The organism is Sorangium aterium (genome assembly GCF_028368935.1).
Lineage (GTDB): Bacteria > Myxococcota_A > Polyangia > Polyangiales > Polyangiaceae > Sorangium > Sorangium atrum.
This window is the reverse complement of record NZ_JAQNDK010000001.1, coordinates 2,079,229-2,098,030: the sequence shown is the minus strand read 5'-3', so window position 1 is coordinate 2,098,030 and position 18,802 is coordinate 2,079,229. Positions and strand designations below refer to the sequence as shown.

Annotated in this window: 16 protein-coding genes; 8 read left to right on the top strand and 8 right to left on the bottom strand. The window is 67.8% G+C overall.

The window, feature by feature from the left end:
• Position 1: 1 nt before the first annotated feature.
• Positions 2-790, bottom strand: coding sequence for a DUF5819 family protein (locus POL72_RS07595; protein WP_272094359.1), 789 nt, complete (start codon positions 788-790; stop codon positions 2-4).
• Between the two features lie 114 nt (positions 791-904).
• Entirely contained in the window at positions 905-1,300 is a 396-nt protein-coding gene (locus tag POL72_RS07590; protein ID WP_272094358.1) for a hypothetical protein, read from the bottom strand.
• A 569-nt stretch (positions 1,301-1,869) separates the two neighbouring features.
• Between POL72_RS07590 and POL72_RS07585 the strand changes: the two genes are divergently transcribed.
• Entirely contained in the window at positions 1,870-2,163 is a 294-nt protein-coding gene (locus tag POL72_RS07585; protein ID WP_272094357.1) for a hypothetical protein, read from the top strand.
• A gap of 182 nt (positions 2,164-2,345) precedes the next feature.
• Here POL72_RS07585 and POL72_RS07580 read toward each other — a convergent pair whose 3' ends face one another.
• From POL72_RS07580 to POL72_RS07570, 3 genes are all read right to left on the bottom strand, one after another.
• The gene (locus POL72_RS07580; RefSeq protein ID WP_272094356.1) at positions 2,346-2,825 is read right to left on the bottom strand and encodes a YbhB/YbcL family Raf kinase inhibitor-like protein; all 480 of its coding nucleotides are present in this window, start codon (positions 2,823-2,825) and stop codon (positions 2,346-2,348) included.
• 83 nt (positions 2,826-2,908) lie between these two features.
• Entirely contained in the window at positions 2,909-3,589 is a 681-nt protein-coding gene (locus POL72_RS07575; RefSeq protein WP_272094355.1) for an HAD family hydrolase, read from the bottom strand.
• A 75-nt stretch (positions 3,590-3,664) separates the two neighbouring features.
• Complete coding sequence (locus tag POL72_RS07570; RefSeq protein WP_272094354.1) at positions 3,665-5,008, bottom strand: erythromycin esterase family protein; 1,344 nt, start codon at positions 5,006-5,008, stop codon at positions 3,665-3,667.
• Between the two features lie 777 nt (positions 5,009-5,785).
• On the opposite strand from POL72_RS07570, the gene POL72_RS07565 reads away from it, so the two are divergent.
• Complete coding sequence (locus POL72_RS07565) at positions 5,786-6,901, top strand: glucuronyl esterase domain-containing protein (protein WP_272094353.1); 1,116 nt, start codon at positions 5,786-5,788, stop codon at positions 6,899-6,901.
• Positions 6,902-7,471: 570 nt separating this feature from the next.
• Entirely contained in the window at positions 7,472-8,776 is a 1,305-nt protein-coding gene (locus POL72_RS07560) for a glucuronyl esterase domain-containing protein (protein WP_272094352.1), read from the top strand.
• Between the two features lie 132 nt (positions 8,777-8,908).
• On the opposite strand, the gene POL72_RS07555 is transcribed toward POL72_RS07560, so the two are convergent.
• Entirely contained in the window at positions 8,909-9,970 is a 1,062-nt protein-coding gene (locus POL72_RS07555) for a DUF8021 domain-containing protein (RefSeq protein ID WP_272094351.1), read from the bottom strand.
• 274 nt (positions 9,971-10,244) lie between these two features.
• Between POL72_RS07555 and POL72_RS07550 the strand changes: the two genes are divergently transcribed.
• Positions 10,245-11,327 (top strand): FG-GAP repeat domain-containing protein, encoded by a 1,083-nt coding sequence (locus tag POL72_RS07550; RefSeq protein WP_272094350.1) that lies wholly within the window; start codon positions 10,245-10,247, stop codon positions 11,325-11,327.
• A gap of 43 nt (positions 11,328-11,370) precedes the next feature.
• Here the strand turns inward: POL72_RS07550 and POL72_RS07545 are convergent, their stop codons facing one another.
• On the bottom strand, positions 11,371-12,792 hold the full coding sequence (locus POL72_RS07545) for a hypothetical protein (RefSeq protein WP_272094349.1): 1,422 nt from the start codon (positions 12,790-12,792) through the stop codon (positions 11,371-11,373).
• Positions 12,793-13,088: 296 nt separating this feature from the next.
• Between POL72_RS07545 and POL72_RS07540 the strand changes: the two genes are divergently transcribed.
• The 4 genes from POL72_RS07540 to POL72_RS07525 all read left to right on the top strand — a co-directional run bounded on the left by POL72_RS07540 (position 13,089) and on the right by POL72_RS07525 (position 16,618).
• Positions 13,089-13,904 carry a hypothetical protein gene (locus POL72_RS07540; protein ID WP_272094348.1) on the top strand — a complete coding sequence of 272 codons (816 nt, stop codon included), beginning with the start codon at positions 13,089-13,091 and terminating at the stop codon, positions 13,902-13,904.
• 118 nt (positions 13,905-14,022) lie between these two features.
• The gene (locus tag POL72_RS07535; RefSeq protein ID WP_272094347.1) at positions 14,023-15,105 is read left to right on the top strand and encodes a sensor histidine kinase; all 1,083 of its coding nucleotides are present in this window, start codon (positions 14,023-14,025) and stop codon (positions 15,103-15,105) included.
• Positions 15,060-15,758, top strand: coding sequence for a response regulator (locus tag POL72_RS07530; RefSeq protein WP_272094346.1), 699 nt, complete (start codon positions 15,060-15,062; stop codon positions 15,756-15,758). Before POL72_RS07535 ends, POL72_RS07530 begins: the two co-directional genes overlap by 46 nt.
• A 323-nt stretch (positions 15,759-16,081) precedes the next feature.
• Entirely contained in the window at positions 16,082-16,618 is a 537-nt protein-coding gene (locus POL72_RS07525; RefSeq protein WP_272094345.1) for a DUF2306 domain-containing protein, read from the top strand.
• On the opposite strand, the gene xylA is transcribed toward POL72_RS07525, so the two are convergent.
• A complete protein-coding gene (gene xylA, locus POL72_RS07520; RefSeq protein ID WP_272094344.1) occupies positions 16,599-17,930 on the bottom strand; it encodes a xylose isomerase in 1,332 nt (443 codons plus the stop codon). The two genes, POL72_RS07525 and xylA, sit on opposite strands and share 20 nt — an antisense overlap.
• Positions 17,931-18,802 lie beyond the last annotated feature (872 nt).

Genomic DNA, 18,802 nt, shown 5'->3' with positions numbered 1-18,802 from the left:
GTCACCGCTCCTCCACGGCCGCTGCCCGGAGGGCCACGGGCGTCTGGCGTCTGTCCTCGGTCGCCGCCTCCAGCGGCGCCACCGGTTGATACGGAGCCCAGTCGAAATCGTAGTACGACAGTTCACCCTTCGCGTCGGGCAGGTCGCGCCGGGAGAAGCGCGGGAACTTCAGCACCGCCAGGCGCAGCCGCACCGCCGCGGTGCGGTTCGGGCCGAACAGGCTGTCACAGTGCGCGGAGCCGGCCCGCTCCAGGACGGTCTTGCCGAGCTGAAAGCCGGCGTCCTGCTCCTTCTTCACCTGGTCCCTGAGCATGTCGACCACCTGAGCATCGGCGGCCTCGGCGCCGCCTCCGCCCGCCTGCGCGCGGGCGCGCTGCTGATCGAGCTTCTTCGCCATCTGCAGCGACGTCGGATCGACGGTGTAGATCATGCGCGCAGCGCCCGTCACCGATCGTCCGATGCGCGTCGCGGGGCCGAGGCGGTTCTCCAGGTGGGATTCCCAGTAAGGGGTCGTGATATCGGTCCACCCGGTCTCTGTCGTGCTCCCGTCCGGCTCGCGCAGGCGGCAGGCGACCATCACGAAGCGCGTGTCGGTGATGGGATCGGGGGCGAAGAGGTGCCAGTTCTGCTGGAGGAACGGGTTCATGTACCCGCTGATGAGCCGCGCGAAGCGGAGCTGAAGCGGGTTCTGCGGCGTCAGGTAGGCGACTGTCATCGCGAAATGAAAACAGAGCGCCGCGGCGAGCAGCGCGGGCGCGGACGTCGAGAGCACACGGAGTAAACGGCGCATGGTTTCGTCCATCCCGGGTTCGGGGTCGTCGGAGAGAAGGCCGCGCGCGGCCGGAGCGCCGCGCGCGGCCCGTGAATGCTCCGGCCCCAGCGGGCCGCCGGGGCGGGCGGAGCGCTAGTTGTCGAAGAGGATGTCGGCTTGACCCGGCGCCGGCGCGTCGTTCAGCGCGACGCTCCTCCAGCCTCCAGGGCCGCGGCCGTGGAAGCCCCCTGCGTTGGCCGTCGAGACGCCGAGGTTGCCGTACCCGCCGGCCTGGGCGACCGACGACTGGGCGACGGATCCCGAGGTCCCGATGGCGATGCCCGCGATGCCGATGTTCGTCGTGGTGGCCACGTTGGCCCCAGGGAACCCACAGTAATAGGCCACCTTCTCGGGGATCCCGGCGCTCGCGTTCGTCTGGAGGACTGAGCGGCCCTTCAGGCTCGAGGTGGGCAGCGTCGCCGCGTGGGCCATCGCCACGCCGACGAACAACGACATGCCGGCGACCGCGGTGATGATCTTTCGTGTCATGTTCTTCCTCTTTCGTTCGATCTTGTGATGGTTGATGGTCGGAGAGGCCAGACACGCCAGCTGCGTTTGCCGACCGTGCGGAGCCCCTGTGTTCGAGCAGCTCCGCAGGACTCGGTGCATCGAGCCAGCTCGCAGGCCATCTGCCCCTGTGTGTGCCTGCTCCTTGGCGGAAGAGCACTCGTCGTGCCAGCCGTGCTCACCGCGGGTGCAGCGCGCGCCGCGCGCTCTCGCCGCGCCAATGTGAGGCCGCGGCCGCTCGGCGGCGCCGCCCGCCCGCGGGCGGTTTGCGTGTTCGAGCAAACGATCGCGCGCAACCCTTTGCTCGGATTGTCGCGTTCGAGGCAGCGATCTCGCCGCCTTGGGTGATGGCGTGACAGGCGAGCTCGACCGGCGCAGCCGGGCTGGCTCCGCCGTCCGAACACCGCAGACACACGCGGGGCAGCGCTCCCGTACCCGTCACGACGGCGCGAGCGCCGCCGCCGTCCGCGCCATTCGGCACGCCGCGTGCCTCGGCCCCTGGCGACCCATGATGCCATTCATGGAAGCATCGCTGATCAGGAGGAGTGAAGATGCGCGGTACGCTGTTATCGGTGTTCGGGTTGTCGATGCTGCCCGCTTCCACGGCGCTCTGGACGAGCGCTGGCGCGGAGCCTGTAAACCGCAGCGCCTCGGCGTCGATCGACGCCGAGGCGCCTGATCCTTCGCAGGCCAGCGACGCCGAGGTCGCGGCGGGCGCCGAGGAGGCCTCGAGCGCCTCGTGCGTCGCCACCTGCCCGAAGGGCGATAAAGTCGTCACGTGTCCCGAGGGAGTATGTCAGTGCCACTGTGACGATGACGGTCGCCCGGTCTGCAAGTGCGGTTGAGCGCGGGCCGCAGGCGCGTCCACGGCGAGGTGAAGATTCGTGTGATACGGACTCATCCGCCAGGAAGGCGAGTGAGACGTGCGAAGGTACGCCGCAGCGAGTCGAATGACACGGATGAGCCCGCAGCGAACGAAGGCGCGCGCGTGGGCGAACGCGAGCAGGGGGCCGACGGCGCTCGGCTCCTACGGGCCGCCCCTCTTCTGGTACGTCCCGACGAGCTCGACGCGCGCGAGGACGTGTCCCTCCATCGCCTTCTCGACCTCCACCTTCGTGAGCCCGCCTCGCGAGGGCAGCACCGTGTCGAGCGCATACAGCTTGAAGAAGTAACGGTGTTTGCCGATCGGCGGGCACGGGCCGCCGTAGCCGGCGCGCTTCCAGTCGTTCCTTCCCTCGAGCGTGCCCGCCGGCAGGTCGGCCTTGCGCGCGCCCTCGGGCAGGCCGCCGGCGTCGGGCGGGATGTTGTAGAGCACCCAGTGGACCCACGTCGTCTTGGGGGCGCGCGGATCGGGCGCGTCCGGGTCGTCGACGATGAGCGCAAGGCTCCTCGTGCCGCCGGGGACACCCGACCAGGAGAGCGCGGGCGGCACGTCTTTGCCCTCGCAGGTGTGCACGATCGGGATCACATCGCCATCGTGGAAATCGGGAGATTGTAACGAGAGCATCGGATCACCTCGCCTTCAGAGCCTCCCAGAGGCCCATGCCTGATCCCCGCCGCCGCGCGCGGACCGCCTCCACCAGGCGGCCCTCAGGGCAGGACGCCGAGCTCGTCGAGCGCGGCGCCGAGCTCCGCGGGGTCGCGGTATACCCGGTACGCCCCCGCCGCGAGCAGCTCGTCCTGTCCGTACCCACCGGAGAGCAAGCCGACCCCGAACATGCGGGCTCGGCGCGCGGCGAGCAGGTCCCACACGGAGTCACCGACAACGTAGCAGTCCTCGGCCGCCACCCCGAGGCGCTGCTGGCAAGCGAAGAAGAGATCGGGCGCCGGCTTCGCGCGGCTCACGTCGCCGCGAGCGACGACGACCATGTCCGGCGGGAGCTCGAGCGCCGCGAGCGAAGCGTCGATATCCGGCCGCCGTCCGGAGGTGGCGATGCCGTGCGGCACGCCCGCCTCGCGCAGCTGACGGAGCAGCGCGACGGCCCCCGGGAGCGGCCGTCGCTCCGGCAGGATCTGCTGGAAGATCTCGCCGTGGCGTTCCTGGACGAAGCGCGCCTGCTCGGCCGCCAGCGGATAGCCGACCTCGCGCGCGACCGCGCGAGCGAAGAGCCCGCCGCTCATCCCGATGCGCCGGTGCACCCGCCAGGCGTCGATCGGCATGCCCGCCTCGGCGAACGCGCGCTGCCACGACAGGACGTGGGCGTAGACCGTGTCCACAAGGGTCCCGTCGAGGTCGAAGAGGATCGCGTACACAGCGCTCTCGCGGTTCACTGGATTCACCTCCTCCGGCGCCGGGATGCCCGCGCCCCCAGCGCGCTTTGCGCTGCGCGCGCCATGCCGCCGGCGTCACACGCCGGTGGGGTAGGTCTCCGGCGGCTCCCTCTCTGCCCGCGGCGCGAGGTGCAGGGGCCGGACGGCCTGTGACTCGTCCACGAAGAGGAGCGCGTCGTAGCGGCGCGGCAGCACCGTCGGCACGTAGTTCCCGTACCAGTCGTACTCGGGGTGGTAGACGACGCCGACGGCGCGGTGGCCGCGCCAGGCCAGCGACTCCTGCGGCAGCCGCCCCGGCTCGAAGATCAGCAGCTGATCCCGGCCGCCCGTCTCGTGCAGCAGGTCCTCCCAGCTCTCGGGCCGCCCGACCGGCAAGCGCATCACCTCCATCGGCGCGTCCCACTCCCGGGCGGCGATCACCGTGCCGCGGTGGGTGCCGAAGGCGACGAGCGCGACGCGCTCCTCCCCGTGGCGCTCGCGGGCGAGCTGGCCGAGGTTCACCTCACCCCGCTCCGCCATGTCGGTGAAGCGCGAGTCGCCGATGTGCGTGTTGTGCGCCCAGACGATCGCGCGCCCGCGCGGGCCGTGCTGCTCGAGCAGCCGATCGAGCGTCTCGGCCATGTGCCGATCGCGGACGTTCCAGGACTCCGCGTCGCTGAGCACCATCGCCCGGTAGTAGGCCTCGGCGTTCTTGACCACGAGCGCGTTCTGCTCGGCGACGAAGTGCCCGTCGCGCCCGTCGGCGCCGAACGCCGGCGCTCTCCTGCGCACCTCGGCGAGCAGCCTGACGGCCTCCGCCTGGCACGACTCCGGCACGAGCACCGTCGCCCTGGCGTACCCCTGGGCATCGTCGGCATACGGCTCGAAGCAGCGGAGCGCGCGCCGCGCGGCCGGAAGCGCGTCGGGGGCGGCCCCCTCCAGGTAGCGCATGACCTCGCGGAGCGAGTCCCAGAGGCTGTAGACGTCGAGCCCGTAGAAGCCGACCCGCTGCTCCTCGGACCGACCCTCGTTGTACCTGCGCAGCCACTCGATCAGGTCGGCGACCTCCTCGTTGGCCCACATCCAGGTCGGCCAGCGATCGAAGGCGCGCAGCACCGCGCGGGCGCTGCTCCCCGCGTCCGCGTAGCCCTTCACATACCGGTTGACGCGGTAGCAATCGGGCCAGTCGCCCTCGACGGCGATGAAGGAGGCGCCCGCCTCGACGATCAGCCGCCGGGAGAGCTCTGCGCGCCACGTGTAGAACTCGCGCGTCCCGTGCGTCGCCTCGCCGAGGAGCGCGCAGCGCGCGTCGCCGATCCGCTCGATCAAGGGGTCGAGATCGGCCGTGGAGCGCAGCGGCCGGGCCAGCGCGCGGAGCCCGGCCAGGAGGTCGGGCGTCGCGCGCGTCCCCGGCTCGATGAGGCGTCGCAGTCGCGCCATGATGGGATCCTCCTGGGGCACCGCGGCGGAACGGCAAGCTCGCGCGGGAGAAGGGCGCGTGTGCAGGCCGCCTGGCGGCGGAAGAAGGGCCACCCGGCGCCGCCGAGCCCGTGCCTCCGCGGGCGCATCGCCGCCGGACTCCGGTTCGTCCTTCGATCACGAGCAGACGATCAGACTCTACGTGAACGCGACGCGACGAACACGCCTTGCCCAAAACGTGTCGCTTCCTCGGATGTCCCGCAGGTGTGAGCTTTCGTGATGTGTTCCCGGAGACGAACCGGATGGATGACATCGACTACAAATTTGTTGAACATTTGCATCCTGACCAAACGCTGCCCGCTCCGGTCGTACGATTCATAGCGATAAGCGTGATCGAACCGCCCCCCGCCGGGAATGTGCACTCGAAACATGGAGGCCTTCATGTCTGTCCGTTCTCGTGCCTCGCGCAAGTTAACCGCTCTCGCGATTCCCGTCCTCGCCCTCTTGAACTTCCCTGGCTGCGCTTCAGAAGTAGGATCCGGAGGTGCCGGGGGAGATGCTTCGGGCACAGGCGGCGGGACGCCGAGCGGGAGCGGGGGAGTCACCACAGGCCCGGGCTCCGCGACCAGCGGTGCTTCCGCGACCAGCGGATCCGCCAGCTCGGGCGGCGGCGCTACGACGGGTGGAGCCGGCACGGGCGGCTCCCCGACCGGCGGGGCCAGCGCGACCAGCGGGACTGGCGGGGCCAGCGCGACCAGCGGGACTGGCGGCGGCGCCTTCACGTGTACCCTGCCCACGTTGCCTGAGCCGAGCGGTCTGACCGAGGTAAACGAGAAACTCCCGGATCCGTTTACGTTCTTCAACGGAACGAAGGTCACCACCAAGGAGCAGTGGGAGTGCCGCCGCAAGGAAATCCTGGCAATGGCAGCCAAGTACCTCTACGGTCCAGTTCCCGCCGAGCCGGATGAGGTGACCGGAACCGTATCCGGAGGTAACGTTTCAATCACCGCCAAGGTGGGTGGAAAAACAGAGAGCTTCTCGGCGAGTATCAGTGGATCCGGTAGTGTGATCGCCCTCAAGTTGTCCGGTGGAATCTTCCCGTCAGGCAGTAAAACGCTGTCGTTTGGAAGCGGCTTTGAAGGCAAGATTAGAAATCTCTTCGGCTTGTCCGAGGTCAACACCAACATCGCCAACGGGTGGATGATTGACCGGGTGATGGACGTGTTGGAGCAGAACCCGGGCAGCGGGCACGATCCCACGAAGGTGATGGTGTCGGGGTGCTCCGGATGTGGAAAAGGTGCTTACCTGGCGGGTGTCTTCAGTCGTGCGCCGGTGGTCGTCATCGTGGAGTCGGGCGGTGGTGGTGTAGCCAACCTGCGTCAGGCAGAGTGGTTCAGGCACGGTGAAGGTGGTTCTGTTTGGCAGTGCTCAGACGCCAAGCCTCAGAGCATCGACAACCTTGAAGACAGCGGCATCTGCGGACCCTGGGTGACCAGTGCAGCCCGTTGGCTCCGAAGCGACCCCTCGAAGGTGTACAACCTCCCCTTCGATACGCATATGCTCCTGGCGACCATCGCTCCACGGTATCTGGTGCACTTCACGAATGCCAATGGCAAGAACTCATGGTGTCACCTGGGTGGAACCTGTGAGGCGCTCTCCGCATGGGCAGCAAAACCGGTATGGAAAGCGCTCGGTGTCCCGGAGCGCATGGGTTTTCAGATGTACAGCGCAAACCACTGCGGCGCATCGGCCTCTCAAACCGCCCTTGCAGGCGAAATGTTCAAGCGAGCGTTCGAAGGCAATACCAGCGCAAACACGGACGTGCTGAACATCATGGACAATGGCGTTCAGCAGCCGGTCAGCGAATGGAAAGACATGTGGATTGACTGGGATATGGATACCGTGCTGCAGTAGTGATGCCCTTGGGGGGCATGAAAGCCGTTCTGGCCTTGCCCCCATTCGGCGTGGTTCCCGGGCGTCGGTCATTCGCCGGCCAGGCCCGGCTCGCTCGCCGGCGACGAGCACGAGCACGAGCACGAGCAGACGACCAGTCGCTGCGAGATCGCGAGGGGAGAAGCCTGCTCGAAAAATGTCGCCTCATCGGATGCCCCCCCAAGCGCCACTTGGTGCGAGGCGTTCCCAGAGCCGATCAGGATGGATTACATCGGCTGCATGTATGATGGATATTTGCGGCTGGGTTGAAGGCTGCCCACTCCAGCGATGCGATTCCCGGCGGTAAGCGTGATCGAACCGTCGTCCGCTGGGAATGGGCGTCCCATGATGTCGTTCCGACCAACCTTCTCCCAGCTTCTCCCCCTGACTGCCCTCCTCCCCCTGTTCGTCGCGTGCGGCCCCAGCGATGGTGGCGTCACAGTTGATGAGGATGACACCACCACCACCAGCTCCGGCGGCCCGACCAGCGGCTCTTCGTCGGCTGGCAACACGTCGTCCGTGTCCGGCACCGGCGGCGGTAGCACCAGCGGCGTGACCTCGGGAACGGGCGGTCCGTCGACGAGCGTTTCGGGGGCCGGTGGGTCGGACCCGACGGGCGCCGGCGGCGCTGACCCGACGGGCGTTGGCGGCTCGAACCCGACGGGCGGCGGCGGCTCGAACCCGACGGGCGGCGGGGACACGACGCTGGTCGGGGTCGAGACCCCCGGCGAGGACTGTCCGGTGCCGAACATGCCCTCCTTCGGCGAGCTGAAGGCGTACGACAAGCTGCACGATCCCTTCACCATGATGGATGGTACGAAGGTGACGACACGCGCGCAGTGGGTGTGCCGGCATCGTGAGATCTCCGAGCTGGTCCAGCACTGGGAGACCGGCCCGAAGGAGGTGAAGAAGGCCACCGTCAAGGGCAGCTTCGCCGGCGGCAAGCTGACGATCAACGTGAGCGGCGGCGCCCAAAATGTCTCCTTCTCCGTGAGCATCTCCCTGCCCAGCACCGGCTCACCTCCCTATCCTGCGCTGATCGGGCTCAGCAACGGCTCGCTCGACAACAACCATCTGAAGCAGATGGGCGTCGCGATCATCAACTACGATCACAACGGGGTGCAGCCGGAGAGCGACCGGAGCGGCGGCATCTTCTCCAAGTTCCATGGGAACGCGGAGAGCGGCGCCCTGATCGCCTGGGCCTGGGGCGCGAGCCGCATCATCGATGCCCTCGAGTCCACGCCCGACGCGCAGATCGATCCGAAGCGGCTCGCCATCACGGGCTGCTCCCGCAACGGCAAGGGGGCGCTGATGGTCGGCGCGATGGATTCGCGCTTCGCGCTGACGATCCCGCAGGAGTCTGGCTCGGGCGGCGTGGCGGCGTGGCGCGTCTCGGAGGTCGATAACAAGGGCCAGACCGGCAGCGCCGGCGTCCAGAACCTCACGAGGACTTACGGCGAGCAGAAGTGGTTCAGCAAGACGATCGAGCAGTTCGGCAGCGCGGTGACCAAGCTCCCGCTCGACCACCACCAGCTGGTCAGCATGGTGGCGCCTCGCGGCCTCCTGATCCTCGGGAACCTCAACTACGAGTGGCTGAGCACGAACAATGCAGATCAGGCCGGCGGAGCCGCCAGGCTGGTCTACGAGGCCCTCGGCGTGAAGCAGAACATCGGGTACGTCGACAGCGGGCACAACCACTGCGGCACGGACTACAAGAACGGCGAGCAGGCCGCGATCGACGCCTTCGTCAAGAAGTTCCTGCTCAACGACGCCAGCGCGAACACCGATGTCTGGAAGCCGAAGAACGAGCTCGACAAGGCGAAGTGGGTGGAGTGGACGGCCCCGACGATCCCGTAGCGGCGAGTCGTCGGTGAGCGACGGGCCCCGAGCACCGAAGGTGCGGGGCCCGGCGGCCCGGTCATGAGAACGCGTGGCCGGGCCGTTCTGCGAGGCATGGCCGAACCGCCCTGAAGCGGAGGCGAGGCCCGTTCACTCCCAGCCGGAGCTGCTGGCCGCGCCCAGGAACGCGCTCACGCCGTAGACCTGGCCGCCGCGCATCTTGAACATGTGCATGTCGGTGTTCCCCATGAACATGGTGAACCCGACCCCGATTCCCCTCTCGACGTCGGCGAAGATGAGGCGAGGGGGCAGCGCGGGTGACCCCGAGCCCGGCTGGCCAGGATCGCAGCTCGCGCCGGCGCTGCACGTGAACGACCCGCCGCCGTTCTCGATGCGCTTGCAGTTGCTGACCGTATTGCAGACGCCGCGCGGGAACATCCAGAAGTACTTCTCCATCCAGCCCTCGAGCTCGTCCCGCGAGTTGCGCTCGTCCTCCGGAACGGGCTCCTCCCACTTGACGGTATCTCCGCTCGCGATGATGGCGCCGGTGTTCGAGGCGAAATTTTGCCCGGAGACCTTGTAGTCCCCCGGCCGCACGGCGATGGTCTCGATCTCGGTGATCTCCTGGCCCTGGAGCTTGAGTCGAAGGGCGAGCGGGATGTCCATGCTGCCGTCCGGCACCACGGCCTGGCTCGCGGAGCTACAGGTCTCGGTGTCGAGCGCGCTGTGAGCATATTTGAGCGCCCCGGCGGTCTTCCAGAGCCCTTCTTGGCCGAGCGTCAGGGCTTTGCCATTTTCCGTGAATTTTACGCTGTCGGCGAGGGGCAATGTCGACGGATCGTGCGCCGCGAGCGCTTCGAAATAAGCGTCGATCGTGCTCTTCAGGAGCTCGCGCGTGCAAGCGGTGGAATTCCCGCCTCCGCCCGTCCCTGTCCCTGTCGCTGTCCCGGTGGTCGCGCTCTCGGCCCCGCTTCCAGCGGACATCGCCCCCCCGCCGACTCCGCCGGTCGGCGACGCGCCGGCCCCGCCGCCGCCCGTCGCGCCGACGCTCTCGCTGGTCGACGTCGCGCCCGTGCCGCCGCTGCCGCTCGTTTCCGGCGTAGGTGGTGTGTTGGCGCCGTCGCCGCCGCAGGCGATGAGCGCGAGCAACGGCAGACAGGCAGCGAGGGAGCGACACACAGAGAGGGTGGATATCACGCCATGGTCAGCCATATCCTCGGCTACATCTCCCACGTCGGCACGTCAAGGCCATCTTGCTCGCAGCGATCGCGCACATCTCTTCGATGTTCGCGTGCTCCTCCGAGACAGAGAAAAATATCGTCACAACGTGCCCCTCACACGCTGGCCCGGGCTTGCTCGCCGTCGCTGGACTGGCCCTTGCCGCTCCACGGGCGCGCGTGCTCGGCGCGCCCACGAGGCCGGATACCGGACAGGAAATGCCCGAACGGCACCCGTGCCTGCGCCTGAGGCGCAAGAGAGGGCGGGTATGAGACGGTCTGCGGCTACAGGGGCGGCGCTGCGCGTAATCGCTGCGATTCACACCATGGCCGCCTGCTCGGCGGGCGTGGACCTGCACGAGGAGCGTGGGGCGGATGAGCCCGCGGCGTCCCTGATGGGGGTCGCGACACCGAGGCTGGGCCGCCACCGGTGGGAGGCAGTCCGCCTGAATGACTTCGATGCCGACGGCATGGGAGACATACTCTGGAGCAGCAAGGAGCAGAACCTGATCGCGATCTGGCTGATGGAGGGGAACCGGCTCCTGGCGCCGGGGGCGTTCATCCCGGGACCCATCGGCCAGGGCTGGGAGGCGGTCAATGCGGGCGACTTCAACCGCGACGGCATGGCCGACGTTGTCTGGCTCAACGCAGACCAGAACCTGATGACGATCTGGCTGATGAACGGAAGCCAGCTGCTGGCGCCGGGGCCGGTGCTCCCAGGGCCGCCCGGCGAGGGATGGACGGTCACCTCGGCGACCGATTTCAACATCGATGGGATGTCGGATCTGCTCTGGAACAACGAGCGACAGAACCTGATAACGATCTGGCTGATGGACGGAGGCCAGCTGCTGGCGCCGGGGCCGGTGCTCCCAGGGCCGCCCGGCGAGGGATGGTCGGCGCCCACCGCGCAGGACGTGAACTACGACGACATGGGGGATGTGTTCTGGAACAACGTAGAGAAGAACCTGATGGAGATCTGGCTGATGGATGGCGCCCAGCTGCTGTCGCCAGGGCCGGTGATCCCGGGGCCGCTCGGCCGCGGCTTCCAGATCGTCACGTCGTCGGACTTCAACCTCGACGGCATGGGGGACGTGCTCTGGAACAGCCCCGAGCAGGGCCTGATGGCCGTGTGGCTGATGGACGGCGCCCAGCTGCTGTCGCCGGGGCCGGTGATCCCGGGGCCGCTCGGCCGCGGCTGGCAAGTGCGCCCCGGCACCGACGTGAACTTCGACAACATGGCGGACGTCCTCTGGTACGCCGTCGGGACGAACCAAGCGGCGGTCTGGCTGATGGACGGCACGCAGCTGCTCGCTCCCGGGCCGGTGATCCTGGGGCCTCACGACGGCGGGTGACGCGGCCCCGCCGCGCGCCCAGGCACGCGGCGGCGCGCTCGCGTCAATGCCGCCGCTCGTTCTGGACGCGCGACTGCGGCAGACCGGCGCGGCTCTTCTGGAGGTAGCAGATCTCGACGAGCGTCGGCCACAGCTCGAGCGAGCCCTTGAACTGGCTGATCACGTCGTCGACGATGCGGACGAGGTTCTGCTGGAAAAAATCGGGCTCGAACCCGTAAAAGGTCTTCTCGAGGGTCACGGCGAAGCGGCGCAGGGCGTCGGCGCGCTCGTGATTCACCGTCGCCGCCGCGGTGCCCAGCACCCGCGCATGGAGCGCGGTGATCCGCCCGAGGATGCGGTCGCAGTCCTCCGCGGTCACCTCGCCGCCGTAGTCGAAGCCGATGCTGAGGTCCTCGACCTTCGAGAGGGTCGACTTGATCTTCAGCTTGAGGAGGTTCGACACCTCCTCGTTGAACACCTCCGCGGCGAGCGGGCTTCGCATGTAGTTGCTCTTGATGTGCGTCTGGGCGGCGTCGACGTGGGCGGCGGCCACGCCTTGCTGCTGGATCCAGAGCCGGTAGATGTAGTCCTCGAACCTGAGCCGCGTCGGAAAGAACGGTGGAAGACCGAAGCTGTTGTCATAGCCGGCCACCCCGCAGTCGATGCGCCAGTTCTTGTTGGTGACCGCGGGGCGGAAGTTGACGAGGACGTAGACGTCGTTCAGCTCATCGAGCTCCACCTGCCCCTCGTCGTCGAGGAACATCTCCACGTAATCGATGGCGTCGATGTCGTTCGTCCCGGACCGGAACGTCTGCGCGACCTTGACCACCGCCTCGTCGGGCACCTCGCCCGGGTCGAGCAGCAGCGAGTTCTCGCGGACGAGGCCCTGCGTGGCGTTGGTCTCGAGGTCCATGGCGCTGTCGCGGAGCAGCTCGCCGCGCGCGTGGTTGGCCGGGACGTCCGCGACGCGCCTGCCCAGCACGTCGAGGAACGCGGCCAGGATGTCGAACGACTTGCGGGTGAAGCCGTCGCCGTTCGCCTTCAGGAGCTTGCCACGGCAGACCTCGTCCTGCTCGAGCGACTCCGGGCTGTGCTCGACCAGCGCATAAGGCCGCATGTCGTCGTCGGCGCTCAGCATGCGGGTTCCCAGCGTGTACATCAGGGTATAGTTGCGGTTCCCGCCGTAGCTCGGCCTAAACAAATTCCTGACGAGCGGCTCGAGCTTGCGATCGCGGAGCCGCTGGTTGAGGTAGGCGATGAACGCCTCCTTCTCGCGCGGACCGACGTAGTAGAGGTCGTTGTAGGTCGCCGTCGCCTCGAGCAGAGCGTAGTATTTCTGCTGGTTGTGGACGTTCGAATCGTCGAAGACGACCATCGGGATCGCATGTCCGTTGCGCCAGAAGTGCTCGTCGTAGAGGTGGATGGTCTCGCCCACGTCGCGCAACCGGTACGTGGGGATGACGAAGATGGGTGGCCTGTTCTGCATGACAGCCCCAAAGCTAGGTCCGCCGGCTTCAAGAAAACGTCAAGAGCCGCCCGGGCGGCGTCAAGAAATCATCAAGCACGGGGCGCTCGTGGGCACGTGAACACTTCGCTTTCCAGGAGGGGCGGATCGTGCAAACGATTGTTCTGTCGACTCAAAGCACGTCGCGTAGCGGCTGGGGGCTTGACGTTGTCGAGGCGTTTCGATTTCCTCCTCTCTCATGAACGGTGTGAATTCAGCTGCCGGAGCTGCTGGCGAACGCGCGAGAACCCGGCGTTCGGCTCGGCCGGCTGACGTGGATGGCCGCGGTCTCGTCGTTCGTCGCGTGCGGCTCGGGCGATGGGGACAGCGCCAGCGCGGGCGACACGGTCACGGGGGGCCCGGGCGGCGCAACGAGCGGGACCTCTCACGGTGCGTCGGGAGGTCTGGGCGGAGGCAGCGACGGCGGCGGCGCGGGGGAGGGCGGCTCGGGCGGGGACACGGGCCCTGGCGCGACGTCGGGGGCTTCCGCTGGGGGCGCTGGGGATTCCGGAGAAGGCGGCGGGGGAGAGTGCGAGAGCGGGCCGGAGGCGCTCGAAGGCAGCGTCTACCAAGGCGATCTGCTCATCGCGTCGGACGCGGACGCCCTCGCAGCGCGCGCTTACTCTGCCATCAACGGCATGATCTCGGTCAGGTCCGACTTCGCCAGGACGCTCGACTTGCCCAGCTTGCTCGAGGTCGGCGGTATCCGGGCCGAGGGCGGTGCCTCGAGCGGGGAGCTGGTCACGGCGAAGATCAAGGCGATCCGCATGCCGAACCTGGCGCGAGTTCGCGGTACGCTGTGGATCTACCTGGCGTTCGAGCTGGTGGAGGCCGATTTTCGCAAGCTCGAGGCCGTCGACGAGCGGCTCTGGATCCATCGAAACACGGAGCTCGCGACGCTGCGGCTCGATGCCTTGCGCAGCGTGGGCGAGGATGTACAGATCACCGACGACTTCAAGGTCCCGGCATGCGCTCTCGAGAGGATCGAAGCCGACCTGAGGGCGGCCGGCAACACCAGCATGAACATCTCCGGAGGCCTCCAGGAGAACGGCTGTGAATGCAGGCTCGTCTGCGGGCAGGGGCTCTGTTTGTAACGGGCGTCGATCCGTGGCCGAGCCGAGAAGGTGAGCCATCGTCATGAGGCAGGTGCGCGAGTTCTTTCGATCCGTGGGGTCCGAGCCACGAGCGCCGCACCCCCCTCGACGCGTCCGGATGGACTGGGTGCTCCTGGCCGTGTTCGCCGCGCTCGGGTCTCTCGAGGTCGCGATCCGGCGCGGCCTGCCGTGGCGGATCGCCTCGCTGGTCCTCTGCCTCGGGCTCTTGCCGACGCTGCTCTGGCGGAGAACCAGGCCGCTGGAGATGGTCGTGATCGCGTTCGGCCTCCTCATGGCGATACAGCTCGCCGTGATGGTGACCGGCAGCGCGTCGCCGGGGCTGTACGCGATGGTCTACATGGTGCTGCTGCCCTACTCGTTGTTCCGGTGGGGTACGGGGCGTGAAGCGATGATCGGGCTGCCGATCATGGTGACCTCGGCGGCGCTCGACATGATCCGTTCCCATGCCAGGACGGGCGATGTCATCGGGGGCTACGCCGTCCTGCTCTCCACGATGGCGCTCGGCGCGGCGGTGCGCTATCGGGATCGCGTGCGTCTGCGAGAGCTCGATGAAGCCAAGCTGGCCGAGCGAGAGCGTATCGCCCGCGACCTGCACGACACCGTCGCCCACCATGTATCGGCGATCGCGATCCGCGCGCAGGCTGGCCTGGTCGCCGCGTCGTCTCGCCCCGAGGCTCCCGTCGACGCGCTCCGCGTGATCGCGGACGAGGCATCTCGCGCCCTCGGCGAGATGCGCACGATGGTCCGGCTCCTGCGTCGCGGCGAGTCGGCCGAGCTCGCGCCGAGCCCGCGGGTCGCCGACCTCGGACAGCTCGCGGGCACGTCCGCCACGGGGCCTTCTGTCGAGGTGAAGTTGACCGGGAGCTTCGATGACCTGCCATCGTCGGTCTCCGCCGCGATCTTTCGCCTCGCGCAGGAGTCGATCACCAACGCTCGCCGACACGCTCGCCACGCGACCCGGATTGACGTGGAGGTCACGGCCGACGACACGTCCGTACGTTTGCGGATCACCGACGACGGCCAGGGAGCCCACGGTGGCCAGTCGACGTCGACGGGATACGGGTTGGTCGGCATGATCGAACGAGCGACGCTGCTCGGGGGCACGTGCCATGCGGGCCCGGGCCCGGAGCGCGGATGGACGGTGACGGCCGTACTGCCTCGGAAAGGACAACCCAGTTGAGCATTCGCGTCATCGTCGCCGACGATCAAGAGATCGTCCGCACCGGGCTCAGCATCATCCTCGACGCCCAGCCCGACATCGAGGTCGTGGGCGTCGCCGACAACGGAATCAAGGCCGTGGAGCTGGCGCTCGCTCTCCGTCCCGACGTGTGCCTGTTCGACATTCGCATGCCCGGGATCGACGGCATCGAAGCGACCCGACGGCTCGCCGGCCCAGGGGTCGATCATCCCCTGGCGGTCGTGGTGATCACCACCTTCGATCATGACGACTATGTCGTTGGCGCCCTCAAGGCCGGCGCCCGCGGCTTCCTGCTGAAAGACGCCGGTCCCGACCTGCTCGCGCAGGCCATCCGCGCCGCCGCGAGCGGTGACGCCTTGATCGCTCCACGCGTCACCGCCCGCCTCCTCTCCACGTTCGCCGCCTCCAAGCCCCAGCTGGCGCGAGCGCAGCCCGGGGAGTCCCTCACGGCCCGCGAGGAGGAGGTCCTCCTCACCGTGGCCCGCGGTCGAACCAACGCCGAGGTCGCCGACGAGCTCCACATCAGCCTGAGCACCGTCAAGGCGCACATCGCCAGCCTCATGACCAAGCTCGGCGCGCGCAACCGGGTCGAGATCGCCATCTGGGCCTACGAGACCGGTCGCGTCCGGGACTGACCCGTCGGCCCGGGGCGAGGTGGCGGTGCACCTGGCCGAAAGTACGATCGCCCCATCGGGCAATCGGCCGACTCGGATCCGACATTTGCGCCAATTGCGACGCAACCATGGCCGTCCCTAGCTTGGCGGCATGACGAACGAGAGCACCACGGCCCCCTCGGCGAAGCGAGACTGGCTCGTACCCGCGCTTCTGCTCGGCCTCAGCGCGGTCCCTGTCGCAGCCGGCGCTTTCCGCCTGGCCGAGCTGAGCGCCGGCGCCAAGGTCACCCCGGACAACGCCCGCTTCTTCGCTGCGCCCGTGCCCATCGTGCTGCATTTTCAGTGTGACCGTATTCTCGGTCCTGGGTGCGTTCCAGTTCTCCTCGGGCTTTCGCCGCCGGAAGCCTCGCTGGCATCGCATGACGGGGTGGGCCGTCGCCCCGTCGGGGCTCGTCGCTGCCGCTTCGGGTCTGTGGATGCAGGCTTCCTACGAGCTCCCCAAGGGGGACGGCGACGCCCTCGCCGTCCTCCGGGTGCTGTTCGGCTCTGCCATGTTCACGTCGCTCGTGCTCGGCCTTGTCGCCATCTGGCGGCGCGACTTCGAAGGGCACGGCGCCTGGATGCTGCGAGGCTATGCGATCGGTCTGGGGGCGGGGACTCAGGTGCTGACCCACGTACCGTGGGTGTTGCTCGTCGGCGTGCCGAGCGAGGGCGTCAGAGCGCTCCTGATGGGCGCAGGCTGGGTGATCAACGTCGCCGTCGCAGAGCAGATCATCCGCAGGAGATCTACATCTCCTCGGAAAGAAAAACAGCCGGGCGCGCAGCTGCGTCGCCCGGCCGTCGTTCCCGCGATCGCTCGACTTATCGGATCCAGCGATTGACGATGTTTTCGTACAGCTCTTGCTGACCGCTCGTGAGCTTGACCTCACCGCCGGCGTTGCCGATCTCGGCCAGCTGCTCCAGCGTCAGCTTGCCCTGCTCGAACTCGGCGCCCTTGCCGCCGTCGAAGGACGCGTAACGCGCCTTGCGCATCGCCTCGAGCGGCGACTTGCGGATCAGGTCATCGGCGATGAGGAGCGAGCGGGCGAACACATCCATGCCGCCGATGTGTCCGTGGAAGGTGTCGATGAGATCGCTCGAGTTGCGGCGGCGCTTGGCGTCGAAGTTGACGCCGCCGCCCTGGAACCCACCGCTGCGGAGCAGGATGAGCATCATCTCGACCGTCTCGTTGATGTTGTAGGGGAACTGATCGGTGTCCCACGCGTTCTGGTAGTCGCCGCGGTTGGCGTCGATGCTGCCGAGCATGCCGTTGTCCGCGGCCACCTGCATCTCGTGGTCCATGGTGTGGCCGGCGAGCGTCGCGTGGTTCGTCTCGAGGTTGAGCTTGAAGTCCTTGTCCAGGCCGTGCTGGCGCAGGAACCCGATCACGGTCTCGGCGTCGAAGTCGTACTGGTGCTTGGAGGGCTCCATCGGCTTGGGCTCGATGAAGAAGACCCCCTTGAAGCCGCGCGCGCGCGCGTAGTCGCGGGCGATGGTCAAGAAGCGAGCGAAGTGCGCCTTCTCGCGCTTCATGTCCGTGTTCAGCAGGCTCATGTAGCCTTCGCGGCCGCCCCAGAACACGTAGTTCTCGCCGTTCAACGCGATGGTCGCGTCGAGGGCGTCCTTGAGCTGGGCGCCGGCGTACGCCAGCACGGAGAAATCCGGGTTCGTGGAGGCGCCGTTCATGTAACGCGGGTTGGAGAACAGGTTCGCCGTGCCCCACAGCAGCTTGACGCCCGACTGCGCCTGCTTCTGCTTGGCGTACTCGACGATGCTCTGGAGGCGACGCGACGTCTCGGCGCGGTTCTCGCCCTCTTCGACGAGGTCGATGTCGTGGAAACAGTAGTGCGTCGCGCCCAGCTTGGTGATGAACTCGAAGTTCGCGTCCATCTTCATGCGAGCGCGGGCCAGCGCGTCCTTGCCCTCATCCCAGGGGAAGTTGATCGTCCCCGGGCCGAACGGATCGTGCCCACGCCCGCAGAACGTGTGCCAGTAACACACGGCAAACTTGAAGTGATCCTTCATGGCCTTGCCGGCAACGACGCGGTTGGCGTCGTACCACTTGAAGGCGAGGGGGTTGTCGGACTCGGGCCCCTCGTAGGGGATCTTGCCAACACCCGGGAAGTACTCTCTGTCTCCAGTGACAACGGTCATAAACGGATCTCCAGCTCGTGGTTTGCGTGTGCCTTAGTTCAGAGGGCGCTTTCGACAACGGTGTCCGCGGCAAGCCCCAGGGCTCTGGTCTGCGGGCCAGGGTGGAGGCGGCGTCTCCACGCCCAGGTTGGGCTTCCAGGCATGTTGCGGTTGTTGTGGCTCCAGCGCTCCTCAAGTCAGGTGAACCACCGGCGCGCATCAATTGCGCGCGTGGCGGAATCGGCGGGCTAGCAATAACATGGTGCCGGGTCGGAGGCTAGGGCGGGCCTCCGGCGCCGGGGCCTCGCACCGTCGACTCTGGCTAGCTGTGCCGCGTCAACCTGCCCCGCGCGGACGAGCCGCTAGACCTTACCGAGGTTGCCTGCGTTTCCCTCGCTGGATCCGTCGAGGCGCTCAGGCTGCCGCCCTCTGCGACGCCGGCCGTGTTGGGCGAGCCGGTCCGCGGTGGTGGTCTCTTACAGCCACATGGCATTAAAGCGACTGGCGGCGGAACTCGACGTGGGCGGCGCCTGGGCGGGGCCAAGCGCTGTACATCGGTGGCCTCGCGAGGCAAGAGCTCACCGGCATCGCTTGCCGACGGCCGCGCTCGGACGGACGCTTGCGTCTCCTACCAGGCCAGCGTGTGCGTGTCAACGCTCGCCAGGACCCGCGCCACGAGGGGGCGGTCGCTGCTCTGGGGCGCCTGAGACTGTCCTGGGAATCATGGCGCGGCGGTGGGTGAGCGGATGTCCGCCATCGATGGCTGTTCTGGTCCAGGGTGCTGGCCTGGTTTCCCGGCCGGCGAGATCTCCGCACAGGCACCGGAGAGCCCGGGAGCGCTCCTCCGCGCCGAGCAGAGATTCTGCCCCATGAGGGGCCGGTCAGCGCTGTAG

Excerpts from the sequence above, each read along its gene's own strand:
- POL72_RS07595 (WP_272094359.1), bottom strand. The coding sequence starts at position 790 with ATGCGCCGTTTACTCCGTGTGCTCTCGACGTCCGCGCCCGCGCTGCTC.
- POL72_RS07590 (WP_272094358.1), bottom strand. The coding sequence starts at position 1,300 with ATGACACGAAAGATCATCACCGCGGTCGCCGGCATGTCGTTGTTCGTC.
- POL72_RS07585 (WP_272094357.1), top strand. The coding sequence starts at position 1,870 with ATGCGCGGTACGCTGTTATCGGTGTTCGGGTTGTCGATGCTGCCCGCT.
- POL72_RS07580 (WP_272094356.1), bottom strand. The coding sequence starts at position 2,825 with ATGCTCTCGTTACAATCTCCCGATTTCCACGATGGCGATGTGATCCCG.
- POL72_RS07570 (WP_272094354.1), bottom strand. The coding sequence starts at position 5,008 with ATGGCGCGACTGCGACGCCTCATCGAGCCGGGGACGCGCGCGACGCCC.
- POL72_RS07555 (WP_272094351.1), bottom strand. The coding sequence starts at position 9,970 with ATGGCTGACCATGGCGTGATATCCACCCTCTCTGTGTGTCGCTCCCTC.
- POL72_RS07550 (WP_272094350.1), top strand. The coding sequence starts at position 10,245 with ATGAGACGGTCTGCGGCTACAGGGGCGGCGCTGCGCGTAATCGCTGCG.
- POL72_RS07545 (WP_272094349.1), bottom strand. The coding sequence starts at position 12,792 with ATGCAGAACAGGCCACCCATCTTCGTCATCCCCACGTACCGGTTGCGC.
- POL72_RS07540 (WP_272094348.1), top strand. The coding sequence starts at position 13,089 with ATGGCCGCGGTCTCGTCGTTCGTCGCGTGCGGCTCGGGCGATGGGGAC.
- POL72_RS07535 (WP_272094347.1), top strand. The coding sequence starts at position 14,023 with ATGGACTGGGTGCTCCTGGCCGTGTTCGCCGCGCTCGGGTCTCTCGAG.
- POL72_RS07530 (WP_272094346.1), top strand. The coding sequence starts at position 15,060 with ATGGACGGTGACGGCCGTACTGCCTCGGAAAGGACAACCCAGTTGAGC.
- xylA (WP_272094344.1), bottom strand. The coding sequence starts at position 17,930 with ATGACCGTTGTCACTGGAGACAGAGAGTACTTCCCGGGTGTTGGCAAG.